The 13,110-nt window shown below is 63.4% G+C and carries 2 protein-coding genes; both read left to right on the top strand.

Features of this window, described 5'->3' with window-relative positions:
* Nucleotides 1–12,191: non-ribosomal peptide synthase/polyketide synthase (locus DBR24_RS02905; RefSeq protein WP_371921222.1), on the top strand; the 12,191-nt coding region annotated here is incomplete at its 5' end.
* Between the two features lie 75 nt (nt 12,192–12,266).
* The coding region (locus DBR24_RS02900) for an alpha/beta hydrolase (RefSeq protein ID WP_146188941.1) at nt 12,267–13,110 on the top strand (844 nt) is incomplete at its 3' end.

Raw genomic sequence — 13,110 nt, 5'->3', positions numbered from 1 at the left:
CGTTGCTGCTGTCCTACGCTCAGCAGCGCCAGTGGTTTCTCTGGCAGTGGGCGCCGCACAGCGCCGCCTACAACATTCCGACGGCCCTGCGTTTGCAGGGCCCGCTGGATGTCAGCGCGCTGGAGCGCAGCGTCCAGGCGCTGATCGAACGACACGAAACCTTGCGCACGGTGTTCACTCAGGAAACCGGGCAACCGTTGCAAGTGGTCCTGCCGGCAGGACCCTTTGCACTGGAGATCCATCAGCCGGGCGCTGAGCTGGCCAACGACCCGGATGCCTCGATCCTGGCGTTCGTGCAGACCCAGAGCCAGCAAACCTTCGACCTGGAGCACGGCCCGCTGTTGCGCGCAGCCTTGCTGCAAGTCACCCCGAATGAGCATGTGCTGGTGCTGACCCTGCACCACATCGTCTCCGATGGCTGGTCGCTTCAAGTGATGATCGAGGAACTGGTGCAGCTCTATGCCGGCTTCAACCTCGGTCACGACGCCGGCCTGCCGGCCTTGCCGATTCAATATGCCGACTACGCCCTGTGGCAACGGCAGTGGATGGAAGCCGGTGAGCAGGCGCGGCAACTGGCCTACTGGCAAGACAAGCTCGGCGGCGAGCAACCGGTGCTGGAACTGCCGATGGATCGTCCGCGCTCGATCGAGCAAAGCTTTGCCGGCGCCAGCCACAACCTGATTCTCGACCCGGCGCTGAGCAACGCGCTCAAAGCCTTCGCCCGACAAGAGAACGTCACCCTGTTCGTGGTCTTGCTGGCTTCGTTCCAGGCCTTGTTGCACCGTTACAGCGGTCAGGCTGACATCCGGGTCGGCGTGCCGAATGCCAACCGAGGCCGGGTCGAGATCGAGCGGCTGATCGGCTTCTTCGTCAACACTCAGGTGCTCAAGGCCGACATTGACGGGCAGATGCCCTTTGTCGAATTGCTGCGTCAGGTGAAACAGACCGCGCAGGAAGCGCAGGCCCATCAGGACTTGCCGTTCGAGCAATTGGTCGAAGCGCTGGAGCCGGGCCGCAGCCTCAGTCACAGCCCGTTGTTCCAGGTGATGTTCAACCACCAGGCCGAACGCCGCGCGAGCGTCGAAACCCGCCTCAACGGCTTGAACATCGAGCCGCTGGAATGGCAGAGCCAGACCGCGCAGTTCGACCTGACCCTGAACACCACCGAACAGGCGCACGGCATCGAAGCGGTGCTCAAGTACGCCACCGATCTGTTCGACGCGGCGACCATCGAGCGTCTGGCGCAACACTGGACTGCGCTGTTGCAGGCCATTGTCGCCGAACCGAACCAGCGCATTGGCCAGCTACCGATGCTCGATGCCGGCCAGCAGCAACAGTTGCTCGCGCAGTGGAACCCGGTGCGGGTCGAGCAAACGCCCGAACAGTGCATCCATCAAGCCATCGAAGCGCAGGCCGAGCGTCATCCTGACGCGATCGCCGTGACCTTCGCCGGGCAATGCCTGACCTACGCCGAACTCAATCACCGCGCCAACCAGTGGGCGCATGCGTTGCTCGCCCGTGGCGTAGGCCCGGACGTGCGCGTGGGGGTCGCCGTCGAGCGTTCGCTGGACATGATCGTGGCCATCCTCGCGGTGCTGAAGGCCGGTGGCGCGTATGTGCCGCTCGACCCGGGCTATCCCGACGACCGTCTGACCTACATGATCGAAGACAGCGGCATCGAGTTGCTGCTGACCCAGGGTCACCTGCTGGCGCAATTGCCGGTGCCGCCGGGCCTGGCGTGCCTCGATCTGCATCAAGCGCCAGCCTCTGGCAACGACGTCAACCCGCGGTGCCTGACCACGCCGGACAATCTGGCCTACGTGATTTACACCTCCGGCTCCACCGGCAAACCGAAGGGCGCGTTGCTGCCGCACAGCAACGTCATGCGCTTGTTCAGCGCCACCGAACAGTGGTTCGATTTTGGTCCGCAGGACAGCTGGACGCTGTTCCATTCCTACGCCTTCGACTTCTCGGTGTGGGAGATTTTCGGTGCGCTGCTTTACGGCGGCAAACTGGTGGTGGTGCCCCACGATGTCAGCCGTTCCCCGGAGGATTTCTACACCCTGCTGTGCGATGAAAACGTCACCGTGCTGAACCAGACACCGTCGGCGTTCAAGCCATTGATGCAGGTGGCCAGCGAGTCGTCGCGCAACAACGCCTTGCGCTACGTGGTGTTCGGCGGCGAGGCCCTGGAAGTGCAGAGCCTGCGCCCGTGGTTCGAACGCTTCGGCGACCGCGCGCCAACGCTGATCAACATGTACGGCATCACCGAAACCACCGTGCACGTGACCTACCGGCCGTTGTCGCTGGCCGACTTGCAGCAGAACCACAGCAGCCCCATCGGCGAGCCGATTGTCGACCTGTCGTGGTACTTGCTCGACAACACGCTGAACCTGGTGCCGCAAGGCTGCATCGGTGAGTTGTACATCGCCGGTGCCGGTCTGGCCCGGGGTTACCTGAATCAGGCCGGCATGACCGCGACGCGATTCGTTCCTGATCCCTTCAATCCGCAGGCGGGCGAGCGTCTCTATCGCACGGGCGACCTGGCGCGTCTGCGCGGTGACGGTGTGATCGAATACATCGGCCGTATCGACCATCAAGTGAAAATCCGTGGCTTCCGTATCGAACTGGGGGAAATCGAAGCGCAACTGCTCCAACACCCCGACGTGCGCGAAGCGGTGGTGCTCGCGGTCGATGGCCTCAGCGGCCAGCAACTGGCGACCTGGATCGTCGCCAACGAAGTGCTGGACGCTGAAGGCCAGGCTGCGCTGCGCGATTCGATCAAGGCGCATCTGCGTGAAGCCCTGCCGGATTACATGGTACCGGTCAGTTGGGCGTTCCTTGAGCGCCTGCCGCTGACCGCTAACGGCAAGCTGGATCGCAAGCAACTGCCGCAGCCAGACGTTGCTCAGGTGCAGGAAGCCTACGCGGCACCACGCAACGAACTGGAACAGCGTCTGGCCGAGATCTGGCAGGACGTGTTGAAGGTCGAGCGGGTTGGTCTCAACGACAACTTCTTCGAGCTCGGTGGTGATTCGATCATTTCCATTCAGGTGGTCAGCCGCGCCCGTCAGGCGGGTATTCGCTTCACCCCCAAAGACATCTTCCAGCACCAGACCGTGCAGCGTCTGGCCACCGTCGCGCGACAGAGCGACGCGGTGCAGATGCAGCAGGGCGATGTGCTCGGTGAGGCGCTGCTGACACCGATCCAGCATTACTTTTTCAACAGTGACATCCCGGCGCGGCATCACTGGAACCAGTCGATCCTGCTGACCCCGGCCCACGCGCTGCAAGCGGCAGCGCTGGAGCAGGCGTTGCAGCATCTGCAGCGGCACCATGACGCTTTGCGTCTGCGTTATCGCCAGACAGACAATGGCTGGCAGCAAACGCATGCGCCGGCGGAACAGGCGCACGCCTTGCTGCGCACCTTTGTGCTGGACGACAGTGCGGCATTGCCGGCGCTGTGCCTGGACTTGCAACGCAGCCTCGATCTGCACGACGGCCCGCTGATGCGCGCAGCGCTGGTCGAGTTGCCGGACGCCAGTCAGCGCCTGCTGCTGGTGATCCATCACCTGGTGGTCGATGGCGTGTCGTGGCGGATCCTGCTGGAAGATCTGCAAAGTGCCTATCAACAGCTGAGCCGCGGACAAGCTGTCAGCCTGCCGGCCAAGACCAGTGCGTTCAAGGCGTGGGGCCAGCGTCTGCAGGAGCATGCCCGCAGTGGCGAACTGGAACGCGAGCTGGATTACTGGCGTGGCCAGTTGCGCGACGTGTCGGTCGAACTGCCGCTGGATAATCCGCAGGGCCAGTTGAGCAACCGGTTCGAGCGCAGCGTCGATACGCGTCTGGACGCCGAACGCACCCGTCAGCTGTTGCAGCAGGCGCCGGCGGTCTACCGCACCCAGGTCAACGATCTGCTGCTCACGGCGCTGGCCCGGGTGTTGTGTCAGTGGACGAACACTGACAGCGCGCTGGTCCAGCTCGAAGGTCACGGTCGTGAAGACCTGTTCGACGACGTCGACCTGAGCCGCACGGTCGGCTGGTTCACCAGCATGTTCCCGGTACGTCTGATGCCCGGCGCCAGTCTCGAAGCGTCGATCAAAGGCATCAAGGAGCAACTGCGCGCGATCCCGAACAAAGGCCTCGGCTACGGCTTGCTGCGGCATCTGGGCAGCGCCGAGGCGCAAGCTGCACTGAGCGATCTGGCGCAACCGAAGGTGACGTTCAACTACCTTGGCCAGTTCGACAACAACTTCGACGCCGACGCCCTGTGGGTGCCGGCCACTGAAGACAAGGGCGCCGGCCAGGACGAAAACGCGCCGATGGCCAACTGGCTGACCATCGACGGCCGGGTCTATCAGGGCCAGTTGAGCCTGACCTGGACCTACAGCGGCGATGTTTTCGAAGCGGCGACCATCAATGCCTTGGCCCGCGCCTATGAAGTGGCGCTGGGCGAGTTGATCGACCATTGCCTGAGCCATCCGAGCGGTGCCTTGACGCCGTCCGATGTGCCGTTGGCCGGGTTGTCCCAGGCGCATCTGGACAGCTTGCCGATCGCCGCCCAGCGCATCGAGGACATCTATCCGCTGGCGCCGATGCAGCAGGGCATTCTGTTCCACAGCCTGTACGACGCCGATGCCAGCGCCTATGTCTATCAAATGCTGCTGGACATCGACGGCCTCGACGTGGCGCGCTTCCAGCAGGCGTGGCAACGCGTGGTAGATCGTCATGAAGTGCTGCGCGCCGGGTTCATCTGGGGCCGCGATGGCCTTGATGCGCCGCTGCAAGTGATCAATCGCCAGTTGACCCTGGAAATGCCGGAAGTCGATGTGCGCGGGGTGGCGGATCTGCCTGCCGTGCTCGAAGCGCGGGCGCAGGCTGACCGCGAACGCGGCTTCGATCTGCAGAATCCGCCGTTGCTGCGCCTGTGCCTGTTGCGCACGGCGGATGATCGCCATCGGCTGATTTTTACCTGCCACCACATTCTCATGGATGGCTGGAGCAACTCGCGGATGTTCGGCGAGGTGTTGCAGGATTACGCCGGCCACCCGGTGCCGGGCGCGCAGGGCCGTTACCGCGATTTCCTGGTCTGGCTGCAAGGTCAGGACAAAGCCGCCGCCCAGGCTTTCTGGCGCGGACAACTGGCCGCTTTGCACGAGCCGACGCGACTGGCTTCGGCCTGCCACGGGGCGACGGTACCGGGCCCCGGCAAACAGATGCATCGCCTGCATTTCGATGCAGCGTTCACCCAGCGCCTGAATGCCTTCTCCCGTCAGCAACAAGTGACCCTGAACAGTCTGGTGCAAGCTGCGTGGCTGTTGGTGTTGCAGCGTTACACCGGGCAGGCCACGGTGGCCTTCGGCGCGACCGTGTCGGGGCGGCCGGTGGATTTGCCAGGCATTGAGCAGCAATTGGGGCTGTTCATCAACACCTTGCCGGTGATCGCCAGCCCGCAGGCGACGGTCAGCGTCGGCGACTGGGTGCGCAGCGTGCAGGACAAGAACCTGCTGCTGCGGGACTACGAGCAGACCCCGTTGCAAGACATTCAGCGTCTGGCCGAACTGAGCGGCGAAGCACTGTTCGACACCTTGCTGGTGTTCGAGAACTATCCGGTGTCCGAAGCACTGGAAGCCAATCCGGGCGGGCTGCGTTTCGCCGGTCTGGAACACCGCGAGCAAACCAACTACGGCCTGACCCTTATCGCCGGGGCCAGTGACGTGTTGAATCTGGACTTCAACTACCTCACCGAACACTTCGCCGAGCGCAGCGTGCTGGGCCTGGCTGCGCATCTGCAGGAAGTGCTGCGCCAGTTCCTTGAGGCGCCGCAGCGGTGCCTGGGTGAGATTGGCCTGTTGCCGCTGGCCGAGCGTCAGACCCTGGCGCAGTGGAACGACCACCACGCGGCCTATCCGGCTGAACGCTTGATTGCGCAGAGCTTCGAAGCGCGGGTCGCAGCGCATCCGCAAGCGCAGGCCCTGAGTCATGCTGGCGTCGCCCTGAGCTATGCCGAACTCAACCGACGGGCCAACCAGTTGGCCCGTCATCTGCTGGCGCTTGGGGTCGGCCCGGAAATCCGCGTGGGCGTGGCGATGCCGCGTTCGGCGGAACTGGTGATCGCGTTGATGGCGGTGCTCAAGGCTGGTGGCACCTATGTGCCGCTGGATCCGGACTACCCGGCCGACCGCGTGGCCTACATGCTCGACGACAGTCAGGCAAAAGTCTTGCTGACGCAGCAGTCGCTGCTGGCGCAATTGCCGCAGACCGATGCCGAAGTGGTGCTGGTCGAGGCGGGCGGACAGGCGTTTGCCGCGCAGCCTGCGGACAATCTGCCGGCGCAGGGCGATTCGGCGAATCTGGCCTACGTGATCTACACCTCCGGCTCCACCGGCAAACCGAAAGGCGTGGCCATTGCCCATCGCAACGTGCAGGCGCTGATTCACTGGTCCGCCGAGGTCTACAGCGAAGACGATCTGCAAGGCGTGCTGGCCTCGACGTCGGTGTGCTTCGACCTGTCGGTGTGGGAGATTTTCGTCACCCTCGCGCGCGGCGGTTCGCTCGTCATGGCGCGCAACGCCCTGGAACTGCCGGACTTGCCGGAGCGCGATCAGGTGCGCCTGATCAACACCGTGCCGTCGGCCATCGCTGCGCTGCAACGCATCGGGCAGATTCCCCAAGGCGTGCGCATCATCAACCTCGCTGGCGAGCCGTTGAAGCAGAGCCTGGTCGATACCCTCTACCGCGAAACCTCGGTGGCTCACGTCTACGACCTGTATGGGCCATCGGAAGACACCACCTATTCGACCTGGACCCGCCGCGAATCCGCTGGTCAGGCGAATATCGGCCGGCCGCTGGTCAACACCACGGCGTATATGCTCGACGGCCAGTTGCAGGAGGCGCCGATTGGCGTGGCGGCCGAGCTGTATCTGGCCGGGGATGGCATCACCCGTGGTTACCTGTTCCGTCCGGGCCTGACCGCCGAACGCTTCGTGCCCAACCCGCTGTCTAACACCGGCGAACGCATGTACCGCACCGGCGACCTGACCCGCTTCGGCGATGACGGCCGCATCGAATACGTCGGGCGTATCGACCATCAGGTCAAGGTGCGCGGTTTCCGCATCGAGCTGGGTGAAATCGAAGCACGTCTGCTGGCGCAGGACAGCGTGCGCGAAGGCGTGGTGCTGGCGGTGGATGGCCAGAGCGGTCAGCAACTGGTGGCGTATGTGGTGCCGAACGACAGCAGCCTGAGCCTTGAGGAGCAGGACGCGCTGAGCGAAACGCTACAGACTGCGCTGAAGACGCAACTGCCGGATTACATGGTGCCGGCGCAGTGGCTGTTTCTCGAACAGTTGCCGCTGACCCCCAACGGCAAACTCGATCGCAAGGCCCTGCCGGCACCGGATGCCAGTCAGTCGCAGCGCGACTACGTGGCGCCGTCGACGCCGCTGGAGCAACAACTGGCCGAGGTCTGGCAGGACATTCTGAAGATTGAGCGCGTCGGCGTGACCGACAACTACTTTGCCCTGGGCGGCGACTCGATCATCTCGATTCAACTGGTCAGCCGTGCGCGTCAGCAGGGGATCCGTTTCACCCCCAAAGACCTGTTCCAGCAGCAGACCGTGCAGAAACTCGCCGCTGTGGTTACGCTCGATTCGTCGACCGACGAGGCGCCGGCGGATTATCCGCTGGCTCAACTGGATCAGGCGCAACTCGATGCGCTGCCGGTGCCGGCGGACATGATCGAAGACGTTTACCCGCTGTCGCCGATGCAGGAAGGCATGCTCTTCCACACGCTGTCGGATAACGGCAGCAGCCTTTACGTGCAACAGGTCAGCCTGCCGATCACGGGCCTGGACGTGGAGCGCTTCCGCCAGGCGTGGGAGTTCGTCATCGTCCGTCAGGCGATTCTGCGCACCAGTTTCCATTGGCAGGATGGCCTGAGTAAACCGTTGCAGGTGGTGCATCGTCATGCGCCGTTGCAGATGCAGGTGCTCGACTGGCGTGAGCGCGAAACCAGTGAAGTACTGATTGCCGAGTTTGCCAGCGCTGACCGTGCGCTCGGTTTCAACCTGGCCGACGCTCGTTTGCAACGTGTGACCCTGTTGCGCCTGAGCGACGATCAGTACCAGATGATCTGGACCAGCCACCACATTCTGATGGACGGCTGGAGCAGTTCGCGGCTGTTCGGCGAAGTCCTGCAGTATTACGCCAAGGGCGAAATCATCGGCGAGAACGGTCGTTACCGCGACTTCATCGCCTGGCTGCAGGCGCAGGATCAAGACGCTCAGGAGCTGTTCTGGAAGGCGCGTCTGGCGGAGGTCAACGAGCCGACGGCGCTTAGCCAGGCGATGCATCCGCGCCACAGCGCCGATGTCGCCGGTCACGATGCGATCTACTCCAACTGGGACAAAACGCAAACCGCGGATCTGTTGCAGTTCTGCCGCGACCTGCGCATCACCCCCAACACCTTGATTCAAGGTGCATGGTTGCTGCTGTTGCAGCGTTACACCGGACAGCAGACGGTGACTTTTGGCGCCACGGTGTCGGGCCGTCCGGAAGGTCTGGCGAATGTCGGCAACATGCTCGGCCTGTTCATCAACACCTTGCCGATCATTCAAACGCCGCGTGCGGATCAGCGCCTGGCCGACTGGCTCGGCGAAGTGCAGGCCTACAACCTCGACATTCGTGATTATTCCCAGGCGCCACTGGCCGATGTGCAGCGCTGGTCCAACCTCGGTGGGCAGGCGCTGTTCGACAGCATCGTGGTGTTCGAAAACTTCCCGATCGACGATCGCTTGCAGGAAGAAAACGACACCGACCTGACCTTCGGCAAATCCATCGGCCACGGCGTGACCAACGTGCCGATGGACCTGGCGGTGATGCTCGGCGACGAGTTGTCGATCGAATACCTGTACCTGCGCAGCCACTTCAGTGCCGAGGCGGTGGTCGGTATTCGCCAGACCATGGAAAACACCCTCGCCGCGATGCTGGCGGCGCCGTACGAACGCCTCGGCAATCTGCAGCGTCTGAGCAGCGAACAATGGCACGCCGTGCAGGCCTGGAGCGCCGAACCGGTGCACAGTCATCAAGCGGCGCTGTTGCCGGAACTGATCAGCCGCCACGCGCAACAACAGCCACAGGCTATTGCTCTGCAATGTGCCGGGATGAGCCTGAGCTACGCCGAACTCGAACTGCGTGCCAACCGTCTGGCGCATTGCCTGATCGAACACGGCGCGGGGCCGGAGGTGGTGATCGGCGTGGCCTTGCCGCGGTCGCTGGAGATGGTGGTGAGCTTCCTCGCCGTGCTCAAGAGCGGTGCCGCCTACGTGCCGCTGGACATTGAGTATCCGCCGGAGCGTCTGGCGTACATGATCGAAGATTCGGGCATGGCGCTGTTGCTGACCCAAAGCAGCCTGCGTGCCACGTTGCCGGCGCCGCAAGGCCTGCTGCGCCTGGAAGTCGATCACCTCGACGAAAGCCGCTATGCCGACTATGCACCTGACTGCCGCGTTCACGAGCAAAGCCTGGCGTATCTGGTCTACACCTCCGGTTCGACCGGGCGACCAAAAGGCGTCGCGGTGACGCAAGGCCCGCTGAGCATGCACTGTCAGGCGATTGCCGAGCTGTACGAAATGGACGCCCGCAGTTGCGAGCTGCACTTTATGTCGTTCGCCTTCGACGGTGCCCATGAACGCTGGCTGAGCACCCTGTACAGCGGCGGTCGTCTGGTGATTCGCGACGGTTGCCTGTGGACGCCAGAGCAGACTTATCAGGCGCTGCACGAGTACGGCATCACCATTGCCTGCTTCCCGCCGGCCTACCTCAAACAACTGGCCGAATACGCGGCGGCCAGCGGCATCGCGCCGCCACCGGTGCGCATCTATTGCTTCGGCGGTGACGCGGTGCCGGATCAGACCTTTGAGCAGGTCAAGGCAGCGCTGCGTCCCGAGTACTTCACCAACGGCTATGGCCCGACCGAAACCGTGGTCACGCCAATGCTCTGGAAAGTCCCGGTCAGCCAGCACTGCGAAGCGGCCTATGCGCCGATCGGCCGAGCCGTGGGCGCGCGTTCGCTGTACGTGCTGGACGAGGATCTGAACCCGTTGCCGCCAGGCCTTGCCGGTGAGTTGTACATCGGTGGTTATGGCGTGGCCCGGGGTTACCACGGGCGTCCCGAGCTGACGGGCGAGCAGTTCGTGCCGAACCCGTTCGCGGCGGGCGAGCGCCTGTATCGCAGCGGCGATCTGGTGCGTTTGCGTGGCGACGGGGTAGTCGATTACGTCGGCCGCATCGACCACCAGGTCAAGGTGCGCGGCTTCCGTATCGAACTCGGCGAAGTCGAGGCCCGCCTGCGCCAATTGCCTGGGGTCAGCGATGCGCTGGTGATTGCTCGCGACAATGCGTCGGGCAAGCAACTGATCGGTTACGTGGTCACCGCGAGCGGCGAGGACATCGGCGATGAACTCAAGGCGGGCCTGCGCACCTCGTTGCCGGAATACATGGTGCCGGCGCAGATCGTCTGCCTCGAGGCTTTCCCGGTGACGCCGAACGGCAAACTCGATCGCAAGGCGCTGCCGGAACCCGAGTTCAAAACCGAAGAATACGTCGCCCCGCGCAACGAGCAGGAAAGCCTGCTCGCGGACATCTGGGCGCAGGTGCTGCAGGTCGAGCAGGTGGGCATCAGCGATAACTTCTTCGAACTGGGTGGCGACTCGATTCTGAGTCTGCAGGTGATCTCCCGCGTCAGAAACCACCCGACGTTGCAGATGGATCTCAAGCTGCGCGACCTGATGCGTTATCAGACCATCGCCGGCATTATCGAGCAGGAAGTGGCGAAGGAGGGCACCGCACCACCGCAGGCGGACGTCACGCACGTGGCCGCCGAGGGCTTGTTCAATCTCTTGCCGATTCAGGAGTGGTTTTTTGCCGAAGGCATGGCCGAAGCGCATCACTACAACCAGTCGCTGTTGCTGAGCGCGCGTCAGCCGCTGGACCTCGATGCACTGGAACAGGCACTGGGCTGGATCGAGCAACATCACGACTCGCTGCGCCTGCGTTTCTCCCACGAAGGCGGGCGCTGGTTGCAGCGCTACTGCGACCTCAGTGAACAGGGTGAAGCGTTGCTCTGGCGCCGCGAGGCGGAAAACAGTGAGCAGGTCGAAGCCTTGGCCAACCTTGCCCAGCGCAGCCTGAACCTCGACGACGGGCCGGTCTGGCGGGTGATGCACGTTACCTTGCCGGATGGCCAGGCGCGCCTGCTGGTGGTGATTCACCACTTGGTGGTCGACACCGTGTCGTGGCGGATTCTGCTCGACGATTTGAAAGTGGCGTACGAGGCGTGCGTGCAGGGGTTGCAGCCGAAATTGCCGATTCGCACCAGCAGTTACCGATCGTTCGCCGAGGCCTTACAGGCGCAGGCGCCGGTGATTGCCGAGCAGGAACTGGGGTATTGGCTGGAGCAACTGGATCAGCCGGGCGTCGACTTGCCGTGCGACAACCCGCGCGGCAAAAACCTCGTGCGTCAGCAGGCGCAGGCGCGGCTCAAACTGTCCCGCGAACACACCGAACAACTGCTCAAACAGGCCCCGGCGGTGTACGGCACGCAGATCAACGACTTGCTGTTGTCGGCGCTCAGCCGTGCGCTGTGCCGCTGGAGCCAACAGCCGTCGGCACTGATTCTGCTCGAAGGGCATGGTCGCGAAGACCTGTTCGAGTCCATCGACCTGAGCCGCAGCCTCGGTTGGTTCACCAGCATGTTCCCGGTGCGCTTGCGTCCGGACAGCGACGACATCGGCCAGTCGATCGTCAATGTGCAGGCACAGTTGGCAGCGGTGCCGCAGAAAGGCATCGGCTATGGCGTGCTGCGGCATCTGGCCGGCGCCGAGGTGTCGCGGCAATTGGCCGAGCTGCCGCAAGCGCGGGTCACCTTCAACTACCTGGGGCAGTTCGACCAGAGCTTCGACGAGCAAGCCCTGCTGGTGCCGGCGCTGGAAGAAACCGGTGACAACTACAGCCTCAAGGCCAATCTGGGCAACTGGCTGGAAATTGTCGGCCAGGTCTATGACGGTCAGTTGGCCATGCGCTGCATCTACAGCAGCCAGCGTTATCGCGCCGGCACCCTGGATGCCTTGATGAGCGATTACCAGCGTGAGCTGGAGGCGTTGGTCGAGCACTGCATGGTACGTGTGGGCTGATCGTCGAACGGTGAGTCATTTCCAAGGGGCGTTGCCAGGGCGCGCCCCTATTTTGCTGATACAAGGATCCTAGCGATGTCGTTACACCCTGATCTGGAAGCCTTTCTCGACCTGGCCCAAGACAGCCAGGACGCCGGCCTGCCGGCCATGCACCAGATGACTCCGAACGAGGCCCGCGCCACCTTTGAACAGACCACCGCGCAACTGCGCTGGGCTGCGCCTGAAGATCTGTCGGTGACGTCGATCGACACGGCGGCCCGGGACGGCGCGCCTTTGGCGTTGCGACTGTATCGGCCGAACGGCGCCGGCACGTCGATGCCGGTGCTGGTGTATTTCCACGGTGGCGGATTTGTCGTCGGCAGCCTCGATTCCCACGACGGTGTGTGCCGCGAGTTTTGCCAGCGCACGCCGTGTGCGGTGTTGTCGGTGGGTTATCGACTGGCCCCGGAGCATCGTTTTCCGACGGCGCTGGAGGATGGCGAAGATGCTTTGTCGTGGCTGGCGGAAAATGCCGTCAGCTTTGGCCTTGATACCTCGCGGGTGGCGTTTGGCGGTGATAGTGCCGGTGCGACCCTGGCCACGGTGCTGGCGATTCAGGCGGTGGTGCAACCGCATACTGTGGCTATCGCGCCGAAGGCGCAGTTGTTGTGCTATCCGGTTACTGATGCTTCGCGTACGCACGATTCGCGGTTGTTGTTCAGTGAGGGGTATCTGTTGGAGAACGATACGCTTGACTGGTTTTATCAGCATTACGCTCGCAGTCCGCAAGACTATCTGGATTGGCGCTTTTCGCCGTTGTTGGCGGAGGATCTGCGCGGGGTGGCGCCGGCGATTGTGTTGTTGGCTGGCTTCGATCCTTTGCTTGATGAGGGGCAGGCTTATGCTGATAAGTTGCGGGGGCAGGGGGTGAGTGTCGAGG

The sequence above is a fragment of the Pseudomonas sp. HMWF006 genome, assembly GCF_003061205.1.
In the GTDB taxonomy this organism is placed as follows: Bacteria; Pseudomonadota; Gammaproteobacteria; order Pseudomonadales; family Pseudomonadaceae; genus Aquipseudomonas; species Aquipseudomonas monsensis.
Note: the sequence above shows the minus strand (reverse complement) of the source record. Positions and strands in the feature narration are given on the sequence as shown.